This window comes from Prochlorococcus sp. MIT 1323, assembly GCF_047304905.1.
GTDB classification, from domain to species: Bacteria; Cyanobacteriota; Cyanobacteriia; order PCC-6307; family Cyanobiaceae; genus Prochlorococcus; species Prochlorococcus marinus_D.
Genome location: NZ_CP138973.1, coordinates 2355268 through 2374912 on the forward strand (window position 1 = coordinate 2355268; position 19645 = coordinate 2374912).

Here is a 19645-nt window from a genome sequence, read left to right on the forward strand (position 1 = left end):
CCCTCAGGACTCAGGGAAGAGTTGGATCGTGTTGCCTTCGGCAAGCCGCACGATGGCTTTTTTGACCTGGGCGCGCTTGCCAGTGAAACGACCCACTCGACGGCTGCGCCGTGGAGGATTCATGGTGCTGATGCCGACCACACGGACATCGAAGAGTTGTTCTACGGCTGCCTTGATATCAGGCTTGGCGGCACGATGGTCAACCTCAAAGGTGTACTGGTTTTGTTCCAGTGCGCTGGTCGCCTTTTCTGTGATCAGTGGACGGCGGATCACATTCGCGAGCCGACCGTTGAAACGTTCAGTCATCTCCGTAAACCTCCTGGATCTTGGCGAGAGCCTCCTCGCTCAGCACCAGAGAATTGGCGTGGAGCAAATCGAAGACGTTGAGTTGATCGGCGGCGATCAGTTTCACCTTTTCGAGATTGCGCACGGAGCGTCGGATGATCTCGGAGGGTGTGGAAAGAATGATCAAAACCTTTGCATCTGCGGCAACGCCGAGCCTTACAAGGGCGTCTGAGATCTCTCGGGTCTTCGGCGCCTTCAGGCTGTTGCCAAAGTCTTTGACCACAATGACGTCCTCAAGACGGGCCATCAGCGCGGTGCGTAGGGCCAGACGACGTTCCTTGCGGTTCATCGCCAGGTTGTAGGTCCTTGGCTTTGGTCCGAAGATGATGCCGCCGCCTGGGCGTAAGGGGGTGCGGATCGTTCCCTGGCGGGCACGGCCGGTGCCCTTTTGCTTATAGGGCTTGCGACCACCACCCCGAACCTCGGCACGAGTGAGGGTGCTTGCAGTTCCCTGACGGCTATGGGCCTGCTGCCTGAGCACTGCACGGTGCATGAGATCAACAGCCGTGGTTTCTTTAGAAACTTTGAGTTCAAGGCTTGCCTTGCCGGCTTCCTTGCCCTGCCAGTCGTGAACAACACATTCAGCCATCACTTACCTCCTTGAGCAGGCTTGCTGCCTACGCGTTTTGCGGGTCGGATGTTGAGCAGGGCGCCTGGCTTGCCAGGCACCGACCCCTTCACCACCAAGAGATTGCGGTTGCTGTCCACTTTGAGGATGGTGAGTCCACGGGTCGTGCGCTTTTTGCCGCCGTAGCGGCCAGCCATGCGTTTGCCTGGATAAATCCGCCCTGGCGTGGTTCCAGCACCTGTGGAGCCTGGCTCTCGATGGTTTTTGGAACCGTGGCTCATCGGACCACGGCTGAAGCCGTGGCGCTTTTGATAACCAGCGAACCCACGCCCCATCGTGTCGCCGCTGACGTCTACCTTCTGGCCAGCTTCAAAACTGCCGACGGTGATCGCTGCTCCCAGCTCTAGGCCTTCAAGGCCCTCGACGCGATATTCGCGTAGATGCTTCAAGAGAACCTCTCCAGATTTGGTGAGGTGGCCTTTGGAAGGCTTGTTGATCAATTTTTCGCGGGTATCACCGAAACCGATCTGCACGGCGGCATAACCGTCGGTGTCAGAAGTCTTGAGTTGGGTGATGCGGCAGGGCCCAGCCTCGATCAGGGTGACCGGGATGGCTCTGCCTTGATCGTCGAAGAACTGAGACATGCCCAGTTTCTTCCCAAGGATGCCGATTGACATGGAAGGTACAAACGCCAGCGTGGATGTCCTCCGTCCGTTGTCCGGTCGGGGGGTTGTGATTCAGTGCTGATTAAGGGAGCGCAGTCGTCGCCGAAACACCTCGGACCGTAAGAAACGGCGGCTGAGGCAATTTCGGATAGGGCTAGCGAGCAAATCAGCTGGCTGGGACTTGGTCGACCTTTTGAGTCAATCAGTTTCCCGGCAGTTCAGGGATAAATCCCTTTTCTGCTCTGGCCTAGGGATCCGGCGCAATCGTCGGATCTGATTCGTCTTCTGGAGGCCCGGCTAGCGGACGGGCACAGAAATACAAACCAAACCAAGACCTTACACCACTACTTACTCCAATTAAATATTTTCCGAACCTGCTGGCAGACTCATGGCTACTTGAGTGATGTCGTCATGCCGCTGTTGCTTTCTGGTCGGGTGTTTCGCCGTGACCTGGATGCTTGCGGCTGTCTGGCCATGCATGTTCCCCTTGAAGGTGGCAGTGAAACCCGTTTGCTGCGAAGGCTTCGGGCTGCTGGATACCGCACCCAGCTCAGCTCAGCTCGGGGGCTTGGCGATCCGGAGGTGTTTCTTTTTCAGCTGCACGGTATTCGGCCTCCTCATCTCGGTCATCAAAGCGTTGGGCGCAATGGAGCTGTCGGTGAGGTTCAGCAGGTGATGCCCCAGTTGGCTGAATTATTTGTCGACAACGCTCCTGTGGTGCTCTGGCTTTTGGAGGGGCAGGTGCTGTCAAGATCTGAGCTCTTGGCGCTTTGTGATCTTTGTAAGCGTGAGTCGCGTTTACGGGTCGTTGTTGAGATGGGTGGTGCTCGCAGTTTGAATTGGCAGCCGATGTCTACTTTGCTCGGGGACTGAACACTATTCCTTCTAACCCTTGCCAGCAGAGTGCTCTTCGCGGTGAACTCGCCCTGGCCAGTGGGTCTTGGGTGAAGTTGATCTGTGGTGCCAGCAATCAGGATCTGCTTGCCATTACAGACCTTTGTGCGGTTTTTGCCGCGGCTGGTATTCACTGTGTGGATGTGGCGGCCGATGCTGCCGTTGTCAGGGCAGCTCGTCAGGGGCTGGATTGGGTGCAAGCGCGGAGTGGTTTTCGTCCTTGGTTGATGGTGAGCATCAGCGATGGCAAGGATGCCCATTTTCGAAAAGCTTGGTTTGATCCTGCTCGTTGTCCAAGGGATTGTTCGCGGCCTTGTCAACATGCTTGTCCAGCTGAGGCTATTGGTGAGCAAGGGGGGGTTCAGCTAAGCCGTTGTTATGGCTGTGGACGATGTCTGCCGACTTGTCCGCTTGGCTTGATCGATGAACAAGACCGGCGACTTGAACTTAGAGATTTCGGACCTCTGTTGGCGGAATTGCATCCTGATGCAGTCGAGATTCACACGGCACCTGGGCGGGCTGAGGCCTTTGAATCCACAGTTGCAGAGCTGATGTCGGCTCAGGTGCCTCTGCAGCGGATTGGGGTGAGTTGTGGCCTTGAGGGGCATGGGCTCACGGTTGAGGCTTTAGCAAGTGAGTTGTGGCAAAGATATGTTTGTTTAAGGCGTTCTGGGCAAAGACCTCTTTGGCAGCTTGATGGCCGACCCATGAGTGGCGATATCGGGTCAGGAACGGCTCGAGTTGCTGTAGCGCTCTGGCGGAAGCTGCGGCCATTGGCTCCGCCTGGCCCCCTTCAGTTAGCGGGGGGTACCAACGCCCACACGATCACCTATATCTCTAATGACCATGGGCCGGCAGGTATTGCCTTTGGAGGCATGGCTCGTCGTCTCCTCCAGCCCTGGTTGCTTGAAGCACAGGCCAGGCATGTGAGTCTCAGAGAATGGCCTGAGGGTTGGCAAGCTGCTCTTGCGCAGGCAGAGCAGCTTGTTCGTCCATGGCTGTTCCGCCAATCTGGCTCGTAAGCCTGCTAGAAGGCCATTACGGGAGCCATCTCTGCATGGCTGGGGCTGAGGGCCATGAAGCCAAAGCGTATTACTGATGATCTAGACCGATTGTTGGATTTGTTGCCTCTTGCGGTTCAGCAGGCTTTGGCGACACCCAATAGCCGGGAGGATTTACTTGAGGTGGTCTTGGATCTCGGCAGAGTGCCTGAAGCACGCTATCCGGGACGAGCGCTTGCTTTAGGAGAGCAGTGCCTCACGCGCGATGACCTGCAAACCACTGTTGATCGATTGGGCCAGTTTGGTGCTGACAATCGTGCTGGCATTGAACGAACTCTGCATCGCATCAGTGCTATTCGTAATCGCCAGCGAGAGGTGGTGGGCCTTACCTGCCGTGTGGGAAGGGCCGTTTTTGGAACAGTGGCAATGGTGAGAGATTTGCTGGATAGTGGTCAATCGCTCTTGCTGATGGGGCGCCCCGGAGTTGGTAAGACCACCGCGCTGCGTGAGATTGCCAGGGTTCTTGCTGATGATCTGCAGCGCAGGGTTGTGGTGATTGACACCAGTAACGAGATTGCTGGTGATGGGGATATTCCCCATCCAGCTATTGGTCGGGCCAGGCGCATGCAAGTGTCACTGCCAGAACAACAACATCAGGTCATGATTGAGGCCGTGGAGAACCACATGCCGGAAGTCATCGTGATTGATGAAATCGGTACGGAGCTAGAGGCCCAGGCTGCGCGCACGATCGCTGAACGGGGGGTGCAGCTTGTGGCTACGGCCCATGGCAATGCTTTGGCGAATTTGATCAAGAATCCAACCCTTAGTGATCTTGTTGGCGGGATTCAGACTGTCACTCTCGGAGATGAAGAGGCAAGGCGGCGACGTACGCAGAAGACTGTGCTTGAGAGGGCTGCTGAGCCCACTTTCCCTGTGGCAATTGAAATGAATACTCGCAATCGTTGGTCGATTCATGCCGACGTGGCTACCACTGTTGATCAGTTGCTGCGCGGACAGTTGCCACGCCCCCAGTTGCGGGAGCTGGGCTCTGATGGATCGGTGCGGCTCGTGGATGCGCAGCCGAGTCGATCATCTTCACCACGTCCTGCTCTGGCGGCGGTCCCTCTGCCGGATCCAAAAGCATCTTCTCCTAGAGCGGCCCCACTTGCTCAAGATCATGTTGAGGCGATCTCTGCTGAGCGTTCAGATCACAGAGCAATGCAGGTGCTCTGTTGTGGAATCACTCCCCAACTGGTGGATGAGGCTATTCGTCGTCATGGCTGGCCTGTTCGTTGGGTGGATGACCTCAATGAGGCTGACGTTGTGCTCAGCATCCGTAAGGGACTCGGCCATCAGCCAACTCTGAGACGTCAGGCCCGTGAATCACGTGTGCCGGTCCTTGTGATTAAGTCCGACACATTGCCTCAGGTAGAGCGTGCGCTGGAGCGGCTGTTAGCACGCCGCGCTGGGCCGCAAGATCAGATCTCACATTCAGAGTCTCAGGATGGTGATCAGGAAGATGCCCTGGCTGCACTTGAAGAGTGCAGATTGGCTGTGGAAAAGGTAGTGCTGCCCTATGGACGACCGGTGGAGCTCTTACCCCGTAGCGAGCAGGTTCGTCAGATGCAGGTTGATTTGGTGACGCGCTATCGCCTTAGTAGTGATGTTTTCGGCCAGGCGAAACAACAGCGATTGCGGGTTTATCCCCCTTGAAATCGCTCTGCTTGATCAGCATGCATTGACGAAGGTGGCTTCAATGTGGGTAACTATCTGGATTCCAGTGAAGTCTCCTCTGCGGGCTAATGATCTGGATCATTGGGCCGTCGCCAAGTGGTAAGGCAGCGGGTTTTGGTCTCGCCATTCCTAGGTTCGAATCCTAGCGGCCCAGTTTCTCAATCCTCAGTTGACGTCTCGCTCCCTGTTGGTTTTCGACTTTGACGGTGTCATTGTTGATGGGATGGGCGAGTACTGGTGGAGTGCCCGTCACGCTTGCATGCAGTTAGTGGGTCTGGACTTTGGTCCAGACCCTTTGCCCGATGCGGCTCCTGAGGCTTTTCGTTTGCTCCGGCCCTGGATCCATCAGGGTTGGGAGATGGTGCTTCTGGCGGCAGAGCTGCTGCGTTCTGATGGCCCCTTGCTGCGGCATGGGGCTAAGGCCTTTTCGGTCGATTATCACTTGCGATGTCAGCAGGCTTTAGAGGCTTGGGGATGGCAGCCAGGTCAGTTACAGGAGGCCTTGGAGCAGGTGCGGCGGAGTGCGCTGGAGGCCGATCGGTTGAATTGGCTGGCCCGCCACCGCCCTTTTCCTGGTGTGATTGAGCGTCTTCGTGGCCTCCACGATGAAGGGTTCGACTTGGTGGTGCTCACCACCAAGGGGGCCGAGTTCACCGCTGAACTGTTGAAGGGCTTTCAACTTGCTCCTCATGGGTTGTACGGCCATGAGTCGGGTAGTAAGCCTGAGGTGCTGCTGCGGTTAGCGGCGGAGCGACCACTGCGGGGCTTCGTGGAGGACCGTCGTGCCACCCTCGAGACGGTGCTCGCGACGCCCGGACTATCTTCTCTGCCTTGCTATCTGGCGAGTTGGGGCTATCTCAAGCCGGAAGACTGTCGGACCTTGCCCATGGGCATTCGCCTGTTGGAGCCAGAAGCTTTGGCGGCACCCTTGGCGAGCTGGCCCTGATCCGTTAGGGTACGTCTGTACTATCTAGGACGGTTCGCGGTTGTGGTGGTATTGGACTCTTTGATCGGTGTCCGTCAGCTTTGCCGCAGTGCTTTTTGCTTCGCCTAGGTCAGCAGTCGACGGTACTCGTTTAATCCTTTATTTACCATTGCCATGTCAGTTGACGTGAAATCAGCCCAATCCTCTAAGTCTGATTCCCTCCAGGCTGAACCCCGTCCAGGTGAGCGGGACAAAGCTCTCAATTTGGTGCTTGGTCAGATTGAACGAAATTTTGGCAAGGGTTCGATCATGCGCTTGGGGGATGCCTCTCGGATGCGGGTGGAGACCTTCCCTACAGGGGCGCTGACCCTTGATCTTGCCCTTGGCGGTGGGTACCCGAAAGGACGAGTCGTGGAGGTGTACGGTCCGGAGAGTTCCGGTAAAACCACCCTCACCCTGCATGCCATCGCCGAGGTACAGCGTCGTGGTGGCGTCGCGGCTTTTGTGGATGCCGAGCATGCGCTCGACCCGGTTTATGCAGCCTCTTTAGGAGTGGATATTGAGAACCTGCTGGTATCGCAGCCGGACACGGGGGAGATGGCTCTGGAGATTGTCGACCAGCTTGTGCGCTCTGCCGCCGTTGATATTGTTGTTGTGGATTCTGTTGCTGCGCTCACTCCTCGGTCTGAGATCGAAGGTGAGATGGGCGATTTGGCTGTGGGTAGTCAGGCCCGTCTGATGAGTCAGGCGATGCGCAAGATCACTGGCAACATCGGCAAATCCGGCTGCACGGTCATTTTTCTCAACCAGTTGCGTCTCAAAATAGGCGTCACTTACGGCAACCCGGAGACGACGACTGGTGGCAATGCTCTCAAGTTTTATGCCTCCGTACGTCTCGATATCCGTCGTATTCAAACGCTCAAGCGCGGCACGGAGGAGTATGGAATTCGTGCCAAGGTGAAGGTGGCTAAAAACAAGGTAGCCCCTCCGTTTCGTATTGCTGAGTTCGACATTCTTTTTGGTCGTGGCATCAGTACCCTGGGTTGCTTGCTTGACCTAGCTGAAGAAACCGGTGTTGTCATCCGTAAGGGTGCCTGGTACAGCTATGAGGGCGACAATATCGGTCAGGGACGTGACAACACGATTACTTGGCTTGAGCAGAATTCTGAAGCCCAGGAGCAGATTGAAGTTCTTGTGCGTCAGAAACTCACTGAAGGGTCTGAGGTGACCGCTAATTCCATGCGTCCGTTGGCGGCTGCGGCCCGTACTGCGGCTAAAAAACCTGCCGTTAGCTTGGCATCTGAAGCTGCTTAAGACTGGCTAAAAGAACGAGACAACCCAAGAGCTCTTTGAGGGTCTTGGGTTTGTTGCTGAAGAGAGATTTGGGATGATTGATGCTTTCTTTCCCCAGCAGGTTCTTTTACCTGGCATCGGCGGGGGTCCACCATCCAGCGGCTGGGCCTATGAAGCGCGCTACGACCCACAAAGCCACCATGAAGCCGATGCCAATCCAGGCGCCACGGGTTGTGATGGCGTAAAAACGCTCTTTATCACGTTGGGTAATGGGCAGCCAGGAGACGATTCTGGGGGAGTCATCTTTTTTGGATTGTTTTTGGCGTGGTGCTAGGCCCTGATCGGATCGTCGTCTGGCTTCTCCCATGGCCTTCCTCGTTGCTGTTTGGTTGTTAAAGAGTAGTTGGCTTAATCCGGTAATAGGCGTTGCAGGGGTGTCCAGGGTTCGAGTGTGCTCAGCACTTGCTTCCCCCAGCTCCTTCCTCGTAGACGTCCATCAAGGATTGCCAGTCGTCCGTGATTCTTTCGGAGCGGGGCAATCGCTGGTGTTAGCAGGCTGAGAGCTTCAGGCAAGAGAAGGTCTCGGAACCAGTCACGACCTTGATTCTTGAGGGATTCTACTCTTGCTGCTGTGAGTGGTGACTCTACGCTCGCCAGGGGAAGTAAGGCCACGATTAGTTGTTCTGGGAGAGGGAGTTGATCCTGGTGATGAAGCCACCAAGCCCAGCGGCAACAGACAACACCGTTGGATTCGGGAGCGGTGGTTTCATGAACGACTCTGCGTCCAAACTCCGCCGCCAACTCACTTGTGAGTTGGCGGCGGAGTTGCTGATCGTCAAGTAACACCACAGTGATGCCCGGACGCCCCAGGATCAGACGGCGGCATTGATCGAGCAGATGCTCTGCATAGATTTCGGTATTCGGTAGTGGTTGGCGTCGCGGTGCAAAGAGAGGTATTGGTTCCTGCAGGTTGGGTTCACTCAATCTGGCCATGACGGTGGCAGGAAAGGCTGCAGCGTCCAACTCAGTGCGGACGAGATCGTTTTCCCTTGATCCGCTCAGCAGGACAGACGGCTGGTCTTGTAAAAGACCTGGAAGATTTTGAAGGGGTTCGAGCGGTTGTAGATGCCATTGCCATTGCAGTAGTCGGTGATCGAGTTCGGCCCAGCTTGCCCAAAAACGGCTATCGGCTTTCAGCACTGCAGGCCAAGGGGAAGGTGAGGGGCCTAGAAGTCGCATGAGATCCTTGAGAGCCTGAATTTCGCTGCCATCAAGGCGAACCTGGGCATTGGCTCGGGTGGCGTGAGTAAACAGGCTGCGGCTTAATCGTTCGTGCAGTTGCATGAGGGAAGCCTCCGCAGAAGGATGTGCCCGACGCAAACGCTCCCAGTCTTGAGGTGTGATCGACAAAGCCATGCTGTCCCTTAGTCGCTGGCTTAGTTGGTCTGCTTCTGGAATGATCAACTGCCTTGATTTGAGATGCCCCTGGTGGTGTGCCTCAATCAACTCACTGTGGTTCATCAACCACAGTTGATTCCCTGAGGGCGGAAGGTCCCCTTCCCAGCAGGGGAGTTTGATGCCTTTCGTCAGCAGTTGTGGCAGTTCTACCTTGAGGAGTCGCCGTCGCTGCTGATCGGAAAGGATCATCACAGCATCCTTGGCCTCCAGGCAGAGAGGAACCAGCAGACCAAGCCACCAGTGGTCTTTGCTACGAGGGTCGAGCTGGATCAGGGTGTGATCTTTGCGCCTGAGACTGCGGGCAACAAGACGGCTCAAAGTGAGGTGATGAGGCCAGGGGGATGAGTTCTGCAGGAGCAGGTGCTTGAGCTGCTGATGGCTGCGGGCTTCGAGCATTGCGAGAGCCTAGGAAGCCGTAAACCCGAGAAAGCTCCATGTTGATTGGTCGATCAACATGGACTGCAGTGCGAGAACCGGAGGGATGGAGCAGAACAAAAAAAAATCACTTTGCGCTGGAGTTGTAGGGCTTGGGCTGATTGGTGGCTCCTTGGGATTGGATCTGCAGGCGCTTGGTTGGAAGGTCAATGGTCTGGTGCATCGTTCCAGTACCGCTGATAGGGCTCGCGCTAGGGGTTTGGCTCATTTGGTGAGCACCGATCCGAGCATTCTCGCGGATTGTGATTTGGTGATCCTGGCGCTGCCTTTGGCTCAGCTGCTCAATCCAGATCCGAATCTCCTAAAGGCTTTGCCTGCAGCTGCTGTTGTCACTGACGTGGGTTCAGTGAAGATGCCTGTTTTAGAGCTCTGGCGCGACCTACACCCCCGCTTTGTGGCTAGCCATCCCATGGCAGGCACCGCTGAAGCAGGAGTGGAAGCAGGGCTGCGGGGCTTATTTAAGCAACGTCCTTGGGTAGCGACACCTGACAATCAAACAGACCTTGAGGCGCTCGAGTTGGTGCGTCGATTTGCGGTGTCTTTGGGCAGTCAATGGTTTACGGCGGATGCAGCTAACCATGATCAAGCGGTGGCGCTGATTTCCCACCTGCCTGTGCTGGTGAGTGCTGCGTTGTTACGAACAGTGGGTGAGGAGCGTGATCCTGCTGTTCGCGAACTAGCCAGAGTGCTCTCTTCTAGTGGTTTTGCTGATACCACCAGAGTGGGTGGTGGGAATCCCCAGTTGGGGACATCTATGGCTGAGAGCAACACCGCAGCGATCTTGCGTGGTTTGGCTGCTTATCGCTGGAGCTTGGAGCAGCTTGAGGAGGCCGTTTTGAATGGGCACTGGTCGCAGTTAAAGGCTGAATTGGAACGTTCCCAGGCATTGCGACCCAGCTTTCTTGGTGCTGCCAACAACGACCTCAATGCGCCACCCGCAACTGATGACCTCGCTGAGCCATGAGCTGGCGACAGGTCATGAGTGCCGAGATGCTCACCCCTGCAGTACCTTCACCAGGGTGAATTGAATCGCCACAGAGCCAGAGCCCTCGCATGGGGGTGCGGCTTGCTAGTCCGAAGGGCCCAAATTGTGAAGGGTGCTGCCCAAGGCCACCCACAATTCCATTGGGCCGACCAGTCCAATGTGCAAAGCTCCTGGGTGTGGCTAGTTCTTGATGCCGCCAATCTTCAGGTGCGAGATCTAACCAACTTTCAAGTGTTTGGCGGATGGTTAACAGGGCCATTTGCTTGCGTTCTAGATAGGTGGATTCAGTTAGGCCACACCACTCCGCTGTGGCGGTGAACACACTTGCAATCACTGTGGCTTGACCAGCTGGAGCACGGCCATCGCCTTCACGGCTGATTGATACGAATAGGGAGCCGGGTGTTTTGGATGCTCTTTGCAGATGGACAGGACAGTTTTTTGGCAGGGCGCTGCGATCGATGGCCCCGTAGAACACCAAAGCTCCACTGGGCTGAGGTAATTTCACTAGCCTTTGGCGATAGGCCTTGGGCATGCCTGCTCCTTGTGGCATCAGCGATCTCAGGCATTGAGGAGGCAGACTGAATACCACATCTGGTGTGGTCAGTTCTAAAGCCTTGCCATTGGGGGTTTTGATGCCGACTGTCCAAGCCATGCCCCGCGCGGCTACTTCTAGGCCCACCACACGATGGCGCAGCAATACCTGGCCGCCATCCCGCTTTAGGGCATGCATAAGATCTTCGCTGAGTTTTTGCATCGAACCCTGCAGATGCCAGAGCCCAAGAGGTGCTTGAGCCATTTGCAACACGGTGGCTCCATAGAGGGCGGCTGTGCGATCGAGCGGTTCTTGCGAATAGAGTTTGATCTGGAGGTCTAGGAATTTGCGAAGGCGCTGATCCTGCGCACAGCCGCATAGCTTTAAGAGATCTGCCACTGTCAGGCTGCTCAATAGCCCTGAGGTGAGTGTGGCTGGACGGAGAGCCTGGAGCAGTTGGCCTAAGTCCCAAGCGTTGCGGGGTGTGACCACAGGATCATGGCTCGCAAAGTCCCAGTTGCTTTGGTGGAGCTTGGCAGTGAGGGCCCAGAAGGCTTCACTACCAGGGAAGTGATATTGCCTTTCTTGTTCCCAGCGCTTTGGATCATGCCAGAGCTGAATGGGTTGGGATCCGTCGGCGAGATCTACTACACAAGCGGGATTGAGTAGCTCCGCTTGTGGCATGGGCAGGTTCAGATGCCTATAGATGCGTTCATGGCTGCCACTGGGTTCTAGACCGGCAACCTGGGTGGCACCCACATCGAAGATATAGGGACCTCGCCTGAAGGTTCCAGCACACCCTCCCGGTTGATGGTGCGCTTCCACCAAGGTGACGGGTAATCCTTGCTTGGCTAAGAGGGCTGTTGTCGTTAGGCCGGCAATGCCGCCCCCGATCACGATGATTGAGTTCTCAGCCATCCGGTCATGCTGGCAAGCTCTCAAGTGGTATGGGTATGAATGAGCGTCTGAGAAAGGGCCTTGTAGCAGCTGAGGGCCTCTTGAGTGGTGAAGTCATTGAGGATGTTGAGTGCGTCGCTGGCGGATGCATTCATCAGGCCTGGTGTTTGCAGTTGCAGGGAGGTCGGAAACTGTTTGCCAAAACAGGGGGGGCAGATGCTTTGCCAATGCTCAAGGTCGAAGTTGAGGGGCTAAAGGCTCTTAAGGCATGGGTTGATCCGGGAGTGTTGGAGGTGCCGGAGCCTTTGGCGTTTGATCAGGTCTGTGGTGAAGCCGTGTTGTTGCTGCCTTGGTTGAATTTTCGGGCGGGTAATCAGGCATCCCTGGGCCGTGGGCTGGCCCTTCTCCATCGGGCGTCTGCCGCCGAAAACCCTGGACGCTTTGGTTGGCCCGCGGATGGTTTTATCGGTGCTGGCTCTCAACCAGGAGGGTGGAGGGAGGAGTGGGGCGACGCATTCGTGACGCTGCGCTTGCGTCCTCAGCTCAGAGAGGCGGCTCGATGGGGCTTGGATCTGGTTGATGTTGAGCCAATCCTTTCGGCGTTAATCCCTTGGTTGGATCGCCATCAACCGAGTCCAAGTCTTGTGCATGGAGACCTTTGGAGTGGAAATGCCAATGTTCTTTCAGATGGGCGGGGAGTCTTGCTGGATCCTGCTACCTGGTGGGCCGATAGAGAAGTTGATTTGGCGATGACTCAATTATTCGGTGGTTTTTCGCAGGATTTTTATATCGGATATGAGAACGTATGGCCACTTCCAGCTGATGCAAGCAAAAGGGTGGAGGTTTATAACCTTTATCACCTCATCAATCATGCCAACCTCTTTGGAGGCTCATATCGAAATCAGAGCCAAGCCATTCTGAATCGTTTGGCAAGTTGGTTGCTGACTTGAACTGCCTTTGGATTTTGCAGTGTTCAGCCTAAATATTCCTTGCGGAGGGTCTGAACCCTTTCAGAGAGGGCAGCGCGTTTCTCACTGGTGGTGAGGTTTTGCCAGCTCCATTGGCCCACCATTACGACACCAAGCAGTTCGAGCAGTCCAGGCACGATTGGCAGCAAATTGATTGTGTCCATCACTCCCTTGATCAGGATCTGGGCAATGATCACAGCTGCGAAGATCCCCAAAACCTTGCCGATACGACCCATCTGGCTCCAATCGAGCTTGTTTAGGGTTTCGTTGACCTTGCCAACGGCTTCGCTGTAACGCTCTGAGAATTTAATCTCCTCATCTGCGTTATCAACGCTGTTTGTGGTGGTCGTTTCTGTGGTGGATTGTTCGTTTGTCACGGTGTTGATGTCGCTCATGAACACGAAACCGATGGCAAATCTTTGCTGAGCGTATCGAAAGGATCTTTGTTATGCCAGGGCTGTTGGAGTTTGATCTTAATTGCCTGATGGTTTTGCGTCGCAGCTTATTGGCTGTGGCGCCATTTGAGGGATGTGCTCTTTTATTGGGTGATCAAGATGATTTTAATAGTGATCAAGGCTGCAGTATCTGGAATGTGCGGCTGATTTGGCCTTGCTGCAATGTCTGGGAGCCGGGAATGTTAAGCCTCCCTGAAGACTCGGATGATCCGCATCTTGGGGCTGCGCTGCTGCCATCACGCAAGTGTCGCTTTGCTTTGGATCCTCGTGAACAGTTGCAGGCTCAACGCTTTGCCAGAGAGCACAATTGGCAGGTGTTGGGCAGTGCCCATTCGCATCCTGGCGGTGAGGCTGTGCCGTCCGTTATGGATCAGCGCTGGGCCACTGTGCCGTCGTTACTGGTGATCGTGGCTGGTTCCGGCAATGTGCGCGCTTGGTGGCTGACAGGAGTGCAACCTGGCCAGCAGCATGAGGTTGCGCATTTGGGACAGTGGTAAGGGCATAGCTAGCGGCATTCTTTCCCCTATGGGTCTTCACGAAACCGTTGATGTTGACCTGAGCCCCGATGAGTTAGAACGTTTTTCTCGTCATCTCACCCTGCCAGAGGTTGGGATGAATGGTCAGAAACGGCTCAAGGCGGCTTCTGTGTTGTGCGTAGGTAGTGGCGGGCTCGGTTCGCCGTTGCTGCTTTATTTGGCTGCTGCTGGTGTAGGCCATATCGGGATTGTCGATTTCGATGTTGTTGAGCTTTCTAATTTGCAGCGGCAGGTGATCCATGGCACGAGTTGGGTAGGTCAAGCAAAAACGGACTCTGCTCGGGCGCGCATCCTTGAAATCAATCCCGATTGTCTAGTGGATGTCTACGAGAAAGCGCTGTCGCGAGACAACGCCCTAGAGATCATTCAGCCGTACGACATTGTTTGTGACTGCACTGATAACTTCCCTAGCCGTTACCTGGTGAATGACGCTTGTGTTCTTTTAGGTAAGCCCAGTATTTATGGATCGATTCATCGCTTTGAAGGTCAGGCGACGGTGTTTAACCTTGATGCTGAGAGTCCCAACTATCGCGATCTAGTGCCCGAGCCTCCACCCGCTGGCTTGGTCCCTTCCTGTGGCGAAGGCGGAGTGATGGGGATCCTGCCTGGATTGATTGGTTTAATTCAATCCACGGAGGTCATTAAAATCATTACTGGTATCGGCACGTCGTTGAGTGGAAGGCTGCTGGTGGTTGATGCTTTGGCGATGACTTTTCGGGAAATGTCTTTGCGGCCGAGTCAACCGCGAGCTGTGATTGATCAGCTCATTGATTATCAAGACTTTTGTGGTTTTGGTGCTGATAAACCAGCTCAAGAGAAGGCTGCTGGGTTGGAGAGTATTTCAGTTCAGGAGCTCAAATCTTTGCTCGATCTTGACGCTGAGGATTTTGCCCTGGTGGATGTGCGTCATCCCAATGAGGCTGAGATTGCTTGCATTGCTGGTTCAAAATTGATTCCGCTCAATGAGATTGAGAGTGGTGAGGCGATCGAAAGGTTACGGCAGTTGGCCTCTGGCCGGCGCCTGTTTGTTTATTGCAAATCGGGCGTTCGATCTGCAAAAGCTCTACAAAAACTCAAGGATCACGGTATTAGAGGTATTAATGTTGTCGGTGGATTTGATGCGTGGAAGAGACATATTCATTCTAAAGATACTTGATGCTGGAATGATTATCTTTGCTGAGTTAGGGGATCAAAAAGCCCAGAAAGGACATCAAATACGGTCGTAATTACAGCCTTGTCTCTTAAGCGCAACCTGGCTGTCACAGACATCCCTGGACGCAGCTGACCAAAATTAAGAAGATCAGGTTCTTTCGGTTTGATCAACTGCAAGTCTGCAGTATAGATTTTGAGGGCTGAATTATTGTTGTCTCCTTGAGTCATTGGTGACAAAGAGAGAACTTTTGCTTCTATGCCTCCAAACTCAGCTGTAGGGTAAGCATCAATATCAAGATTCGCTTTAGAATTAACTTCTACTGGAGCACTAATTTTTGATGGAATTTTTACTTTTGCAATTAGCTCGCGGTCTGGAATTATTGTTGCTACGACATCTCCAGGTTGAATCCTTTCTCCCGGAGTTTGATATTTAACATCTTGGATAAATCCATCTACAGGCGCTTTAATAATAAAACGCCTAGATTTTACTTTCAAGATATTAATTGTTGATTGCATCTCTTCTATGGACTGTTCTGCTTGGTGATTAGATCGTTCTTTCTCTTCTTGTAATGAAAGAATTGCAATTTTTATTTGTGCCACTTGTGCTTGCTTTTCAAGAACCTGGTTCTTTTGCACAGCGCCTAGATTCGCAAGATAGGTAAGTTGTTTTAGTAGAATCTTGTCGAGTTGGAGTTGCTCTTCTTTTTGGCGTATGCGCAAATCATACATCTTATCCTCTTTAATCTTTTTAAGAGACAAAAGATTTAATCGCCTAGTCAGGCTTTCAAGGCGAAGCTTTGTCTCATCATCACCGTAGACTATAAGTGGATCACCAGATGCAACAGACTGATGGGGTCTGGTAAGAATCGAACTGATAACACCATGATCTATGGTTGAAACTTTGACAGCCGGTCTTGCTGTTGTTAATTCACCTTGTAGCATTACGATCTCTTCTACTCTGGTAAAAATTGACCAAAGCAAAAGAGCAATAGTTCCAGAACCTAGAGTCCAAATTAATACACGGGACCAAATTGGTGGTGGTGGTAATAAGCCCAGATCTACGGGAGGTGGTTTTTCAAGCTGGCTCTTTTTTGGGGAGAAAAAATCGAAGATATTCATGTTGGCTCTCCAAACTGTGATTGATACAAGGCAAAATACCTACCTTTTTTTTCTATTAACTCTAAATGTGTGCCGACAGAATCCACTCTGCCAGAGTGCATAACGATAATCTGATCTGCTTCAATAAGTGTTGAAAGGCGGTGGGTAATCATTAGAAGGGTGCTATTAGAAAAATATGACCTCAGGTTGCTAACAACTTGACGCTCTGTATCAACATCTAGTGCTGAAGTTGCTTCGTCTAGTACAACCATATTTGGATTTTCAAGTAACATTCTTGATAGTGAGATTCTCTGTCGTTGTCCGCCTGAAAGCCCTGCACCCTTTTCACCAACTGGGGTACTATAACCATTAGGCAAATTCATTATAAATTCATGCGCACATGCAATTTTTGCCATTTCAATAACCTTTTTACTTTCAGCTTGTGGATCCCCAAGGGCAATATTTGAGAATATAGTACCTTCAAAGAGCATGCAGTCTTGAGGTACATATCCAAGTTGTTGTCGGAGTGTATAGAGGTCGACTTTAGAAATATCATAATTGTCGATTAATATACGCCCGGAAGTTGGTGCATAGAGTCTTGGGATCATCTTCAGAAAAGTACTTTTCCCACATCCACTTTGGCCAACAAGTCCTACAAATGATCCAGCTTTAATATCGAGACTTACTGATGAAAGAACTGGAGCTGTAGTAGAAGAATAAGAGAAGCCGACTTCTTCTGCTCTTATTTGTCCTTCTATCGGGGGCATAACTATGTGGCCCTCTTCATTTTCTCCGATTTCTAGAGGTTGATTGACAATATCACTAACACGTTCTAATGAAAGAGACATTTCTTGAAAACTTTGCCAAGTTGAGGCAAGTCTCAGCATTGGTTGAGTTACATAACCACTGATAATTCTGAATGCAATTAACTGACCAAGAGTTAGTTGATTGTTTACTACTAATGTGGAACCAATACCGATAACAATGATGCTACTAACTTTATTAATTAATTGCAGTGCGTTTGAGCTGGTCGTGTTGGCAAGAATAGCTTTAAAACCCTGGTTAATAGAATTAAGGTGTCTTTCCTCCCACTTTTTACGTGAGGCTAATTCTGCATTTTGAAGCTTTACAGTTTGAATCCCACCAAGTATTTCTACAAGTAAGGCTTGAGTTCTAGATGCAGCCTCCGCCCGTCTACGAATTAATCTTTGAGTAATCGGCGTAATTCCAACAGTTACTGCAAATAGAAATGGTATGGTCAAGATAACTGCAAAAGTGAGAACACTGCTATAAAAAAACATGACGACGAAATATAAAACTGCAAAAATCGCATCTAGGACAGCAGTTAATGCCGTACCTGTTAGGAAGCGTCTGATATTCTCAAGTTCACCTAAGCGACTGGACAATTCACCTACAGGCCTGCTATCAAAGAAGCGAGCATTAAGTTTCAACATCCTAGAAATAATTGCAGAGCCAACACTTATGTCAATACGATTTGAAACTTCTACAAATTGAAATGTTCTAAGACTGGCGAATGTGGTCTCCAATATTACAAAAATCAGCATCAAGATAACAAGAGGGCTTAGAGCATCAATCGCTCCTTTACTAATCACCCTATCAATGATTTGCTGAAACAATAAAGGTGTCGCTAACGCAAATAACTGATTAAGGAAGCTAGCTGCAAAAACTTCGATAAGTTGTGCTCTATATTTTTGTACATATGGGAATAACCAGGCCAAACTAAATCGTTTACGGGGTGTATGAAGCCCTATTTCGACTGAAATAACTTGGGGTGATTGAGAGAGGCGTGAGGATGCCTCTGAGAGGCTTAGCTTTTCTATACCCTTAAGAGGATTAAGTATGGTCAACTCGCTATTATTAGTATTGACAATTACAGAACTCAAACCTTTGCTATCTATCCAAACACAAGGCAAAGGAAGTCTGAAAGGATTGTCAATATTAATCCTAACCGCTCGAACGGCGAAACCAAAGCTATCCATTATAGAAAGCATTCTAATATTCCAATTGATATCATCTTTATCGAGTATATCTGCTGCCCTGATAAGAGTATCTCGTCTAATTGGTAGTTCGAAGTATTCAATTAGCATTTTCAGACATGACACAAAGCAATCTTTGCGATTGGCACCACGTGCAAGGCGATAGCCTTTATGCTCCGAGCTATTGTCATCATTTTGAAGTTCAGGAGTAACAGGAATAGTGGTTTTATCAACATTTTCCTCAAGACTTTGGCTTGCAACTCTCTGGTCGATGTTGGGCTCTAAAGAAGTCAAACTCTGTTCTTTAGGACTATCTCTAAGTTGTATTTCCGCAATTCTAGGCCAGTTTTGAATTGTAAAAAATGTACGACATACTTCTGGCGTGATGACCTGTCCATACATGAAGCCATCCTTTGGGACATCAAGGTAAATAAGCGGCCCTTTTGGCATGTTCTGAGCCATATATTTATAAATATAAATCTTCTCTTGAAGTCTAAAATATTGTGAATAGCCAGGCTCTTTTGATTGCAGAGTGCTTTCAATTCTTTTGTAGATGAAAGGAATTTCTATCTCACATATCTTATCACTTAGAATGGCATAAATAAAACTTTTACTTTCTACACTTAAATCATTGAGATCAATATTTCTGTATCTACAAGTTGTCTTAGCCCTAACTTCTTCGCTTAGCGAGTTATCAATGATTTGAGAAATTCCTATAATAGCTGGAGCTTTTAGCGTGTCTATTGTTAGTGATCCAAAGGTACGTGCTTTATCGATTAATCTGACCTCACCTGAATCAAGAAGAATAAGTTGTTCAGAAACAGTATTCCTTGAAAATATTAATGAACCTGCTTCCACTGTTGTAATAGAAGAGTTGTTGAAAAGTTTGTCTGAGAATTCTGTATAGATAGTTTGAGTTAGTTTCAACTATATCAGCTCCCCACTTCCATTAATTGATTAGCTAGTTGACTAGCAATCTCTCTGGATTTTCCACTAAGAACAAGGTTGCCGAGAAAGTCCTTGGTACGCTCATCGTATTGGCTATCAAATCGATATTCAAGCCTAATAATTGCATACCATTGATCCGCCATAAAAGGTGAAAAGAGTTGTCTGGCACCTGCGGTTCTTAATCGAGCACCCACTTCTGGGTGGGGAGTCGTTAGGTCTACAGGGCCCACAATTCCTTGAGTCTTTGACTCTGGTCCACAGCTATGCATCTCAGCTGCTACTCCAAAGTCTATTTCTCCAGCTTCAATTGAATAATAAAGACTATAGGCAAGATCTTCTCCTTCGACACGAATTAAACTGTAAAGAACTCGATCAAGACGATCCTTGTATCTCAAAAAAAGGGACTCACCAGAGCCCTTCAGGATCTCGTCGATAACTTTTTTACGTTTTAGTCTGTATTTGGCATAGGCTATAAGTCTTTCATCATTCATAGCAAGCAAATGATTTTTACGCCAAGCCTCAAAACTATTATCATCAGTGATATTTAGTTGACTTACTAAGCCCTTAATTGCTTCTGCTCCCGTTAGGCTGTCATTTGATGATTCAAGCTTAAATTGGTTGACAAAATCAATCTCGGCTTGCGCTCTTGAAACTGGTTCGATTAACTCATGAAGAGCTAAGCATTGGACCAGTTGTCTGTGGGAGTCTTGATCCATAGACAAATGATAGGTACAAAACAAGGATTTGTCTCTATCTCGA

At 51.3% G+C, this 19645-nt stretch carries 19 protein-coding genes and 1 tRNA gene; 10 read left to right on the forward strand and 10 right to left on the reverse strand.

Annotated features, from left to right (window positions below):
• Positions 1-3: 3 nt before the first annotated feature.
• From SIB68_RS11535 to rplC, 3 genes are read right to left on the reverse strand one after another with little or no spacing between them, the layout of a single operon-like run.
• A complete protein-coding gene (locus SIB68_RS11535) occupies positions 4-306 on the reverse strand; it encodes a 50S ribosomal protein L23 (protein ID WP_063400810.1) in 303 nt (100 codons plus the stop codon).
• A complete protein-coding gene (rplD, locus tag SIB68_RS11540; protein ID WP_063396914.1) occupies positions 299-934 on the reverse strand; it encodes a 50S ribosomal protein L4 in 636 nt (211 codons plus the stop codon). Before rplD ends, SIB68_RS11535 begins: the two co-directional genes overlap by 8 nt.
• Positions 934-1590 carry a 50S ribosomal protein L3 gene (gene rplC / locus SIB68_RS11545; RefSeq protein ID WP_063400809.1) on the reverse strand — a complete coding sequence of 219 codons (657 nt, stop codon included), beginning with the start codon at positions 1588-1590 and terminating at the stop codon, positions 934-936. Before rplC ends, rplD begins: the two co-directional genes overlap by 1 nt.
• A gap of 399 nt (positions 1591-1989) precedes the next feature.
• Between rplC and SIB68_RS11550 the strand changes: the two genes are divergently transcribed.
• From SIB68_RS11550 to recA, 6 genes are all read left to right on the forward strand, one after another.
• Positions 1990-2451 (forward strand): NAD(P)H-quinone oxidoreductase subunit N, encoded by a 462-nt coding sequence (locus SIB68_RS11550; RefSeq protein WP_063400808.1) that lies wholly within the window; start codon positions 1990-1992, stop codon positions 2449-2451.
• Between the two features lie 71 nt (positions 2452-2522).
• A complete protein-coding gene (locus SIB68_RS11555; RefSeq protein ID WP_063401125.1) occupies positions 2523-3494 on the forward strand; it encodes an LdpA C-terminal domain-containing domain in 972 nt (323 codons plus the stop codon).
• Positions 3495-3548: 54 nt separating this feature from the next.
• Entirely contained in the window at positions 3549-5186 is a 1638-nt protein-coding gene (locus SIB68_RS11560; RefSeq protein ID WP_063400807.1) for an AAA family ATPase, read from the forward strand.
• Positions 5187-5289: 103 nt separating this feature from the next.
• A tRNA-Gln gene (locus SIB68_RS11565) sits at positions 5290-5361 on the forward strand.
• 15 nt (positions 5362-5376) lie between these two features.
• Positions 5377-6153, forward strand: coding sequence for an HAD family hydrolase (locus tag SIB68_RS11570; protein WP_063400806.1), 777 nt, complete (start codon positions 5377-5379; stop codon positions 6151-6153).
• A gap of 153 nt (positions 6154-6306) precedes the next feature.
• Complete coding sequence (recA, locus tag SIB68_RS11575) at positions 6307-7446, forward strand: recombinase RecA (RefSeq protein ID WP_011826900.1); 1140 nt, start codon at positions 6307-6309, stop codon at positions 7444-7446.
• Positions 7447-7552: 106 nt separating this feature from the next.
• On the opposite strand, the gene SIB68_RS11580 is transcribed toward recA, so the two are convergent.
• Positions 7553-7792 (reverse strand): DUF2839 domain-containing protein, encoded by a 240-nt coding sequence (locus SIB68_RS11580; protein ID WP_011826899.1) that lies wholly within the window; start codon positions 7790-7792, stop codon positions 7553-7555.
• 41 nt (positions 7793-7833) lie between these two features.
• The gene (locus SIB68_RS11585) at positions 7834-9279 is read right to left on the reverse strand and encodes a hypothetical protein (RefSeq protein ID WP_063400804.1); all 1446 of its coding nucleotides are present in this window, start codon (positions 9277-9279) and stop codon (positions 7834-7836) included.
• Between the two features lie 58 nt (positions 9280-9337).
• Between SIB68_RS11585 and SIB68_RS11590 the strand changes: the two genes are divergently transcribed.
• Complete coding sequence (locus SIB68_RS11590) at positions 9338-10282, forward strand: prephenate/arogenate dehydrogenase (protein ID WP_063400803.1); 945 nt, start codon at positions 9338-9340, stop codon at positions 10280-10282.
• Here the strand turns inward: SIB68_RS11590 and crtD are convergent.
• Positions 10242-11753 (reverse strand): C-3',4' desaturase CrtD, encoded by a 1512-nt coding sequence (crtD, locus tag SIB68_RS11595; RefSeq protein ID WP_063400802.1) that lies wholly within the window; start codon positions 11751-11753, stop codon positions 10242-10244. The two genes, SIB68_RS11590 and crtD, sit on opposite strands and share 41 nt — an antisense overlap.
• On the opposite strand from crtD, the gene SIB68_RS11600 reads away from it, so the two are divergent.
• The gene (locus SIB68_RS11600) at positions 11738-12682 is read left to right on the forward strand and encodes a fructosamine kinase family protein (RefSeq protein WP_328586786.1); all 945 of its coding nucleotides are present in this window, start codon (positions 11738-11740) and stop codon (positions 12680-12682) included. The two genes, crtD and SIB68_RS11600, sit on opposite strands and share 16 nt — an antisense overlap.
• A 23-nt stretch (positions 12683-12705) precedes the next feature.
• Here the strand turns inward: SIB68_RS11600 and SIB68_RS11605 are convergent, their stop codons facing one another.
• Positions 12706-13095 (reverse strand): CAAD domain-containing protein, encoded by a 390-nt coding sequence (locus SIB68_RS11605; protein WP_063400800.1) that lies wholly within the window; start codon positions 13093-13095, stop codon positions 12706-12708.
• Between the two features lie 89 nt (positions 13096-13184).
• Between SIB68_RS11605 and SIB68_RS11610 the strand changes: the two genes are divergently transcribed.
• The gene (locus SIB68_RS11610; protein WP_236069072.1) at positions 13185-13652 is read left to right on the forward strand and encodes a M67 family metallopeptidase; all 468 of its coding nucleotides are present in this window, start codon (positions 13185-13187) and stop codon (positions 13650-13652) included.
• A 28-nt stretch (positions 13653-13680) separates the two neighbouring features.
• Positions 13681-14847, forward strand: a complete 1167-nt coding sequence (moeB, locus tag SIB68_RS11615) for a molybdopterin-synthase adenylyltransferase MoeB (RefSeq protein ID WP_063401124.1) — start codon at positions 13681-13683, stop codon at positions 14845-14847.
• 11 nt (positions 14848-14858) lie between these two features.
• Here the strand turns inward: moeB and SIB68_RS11620 are convergent, their stop codons facing one another.
• Genes SIB68_RS11620 through SIB68_RS11630 form a run of 3 tightly spaced genes read right to left on the reverse strand, consistent with a single transcriptional unit; the run spans position 14859 to position 19602 of the window.
• Entirely contained in the window at positions 14859-15962 is a 1104-nt protein-coding gene (locus SIB68_RS11620; protein ID WP_063400798.1) for an HlyD family secretion protein, read from the reverse strand.
• Entirely contained in the window at positions 15959-18865 is a 2907-nt protein-coding gene (locus tag SIB68_RS11625; protein WP_063400797.1) for an ABC transporter transmembrane domain-containing protein, read from the reverse strand. Before SIB68_RS11625 ends, SIB68_RS11620 begins: the two co-directional genes overlap by 4 nt.
• A gap of 5 nt (positions 18866-18870) precedes the next feature.
• Complete coding sequence (locus tag SIB68_RS11630) at positions 18871-19602, reverse strand: peptidylprolyl isomerase (protein WP_063400796.1); 732 nt, start codon at positions 19600-19602, stop codon at positions 18871-18873.
• Positions 19603-19645: the final 43 nt, after the last annotated feature.

Coding starts and splice junctions, on each gene's coding strand:
- recA (WP_011826900.1), top strand. CDS start 6,307: ATGTCAGTTGACGTGAAATCAGCCCAATCCTCTAAGTCTGATTCCCTC.
- rplC (WP_063400809.1), bottom strand. CDS start 1,590: ATGTCAATCGGCATCCTTGGGAAGAAACTGGGCATGTCTCAGTTCTTC.
- SIB68_RS11580 (WP_011826899.1), bottom strand. CDS start 7,792: ATGGGAGAAGCCAGACGACGATCCGATCAGGGCCTAGCACCACGCCAA.
- SIB68_RS11550 (WP_063400808.1), top strand. CDS start 1,990: ATGCCGCTGTTGCTTTCTGGTCGGGTGTTTCGCCGTGACCTGGATGCT.
- SIB68_RS11605 (WP_063400800.1), bottom strand. CDS start 13,095: ATGAGCGACATCAACACCGTGACAAACGAACAATCCACCACAGAAACG.
- crtD (WP_063400802.1), bottom strand. CDS start 11,753: ATGGCTGAGAACTCAATCATCGTGATCGGGGGCGGCATTGCCGGCCTA.
- SIB68_RS11535 (WP_063400810.1), bottom strand. CDS start 306: ATGACTGAACGTTTCAACGGTCGGCTCGCGAATGTGATCCGCCGTCCA.
- rplD (WP_063396914.1), bottom strand. CDS start 934: ATGGCTGAATGTGTTGTTCACGACTGGCAGGGCAAGGAAGCCGGCAAG.
- SIB68_RS11610 (WP_236069072.1), top strand. CDS start 13,185: ATGGTTTTGCGTCGCAGCTTATTGGCTGTGGCGCCATTTGAGGGATGT.
- SIB68_RS11590 (WP_063400803.1), top strand. CDS start 9,338: ATGGACTGCAGTGCGAGAACCGGAGGGATGGAGCAGAACAAAAAAAAA.
- moeB (WP_063401124.1), top strand. CDS start 13,681: ATGGGTCTTCACGAAACCGTTGATGTTGACCTGAGCCCCGATGAGTTA.
- SIB68_RS11585 (WP_063400804.1), bottom strand. CDS start 9,279: ATGCTCGAAGCCCGCAGCCATCAGCAGCTCAAGCACCTGCTCCTGCAG.
- SIB68_RS11560 (WP_063400807.1), top strand. CDS start 3,549: ATGAAGCCAAAGCGTATTACTGATGATCTAGACCGATTGTTGGATTTG.
- SIB68_RS11620 (WP_063400798.1), bottom strand. CDS start 15,962: ATGAATATCTTCGATTTTTTCTCCCCAAAAAAGAGCCAGCTTGAAAAA.
- SIB68_RS11630 (WP_063400796.1), bottom strand. CDS start 19,602: ATGGATCAAGACTCCCACAGACAACTGGTCCAATGCTTAGCTCTTCAT.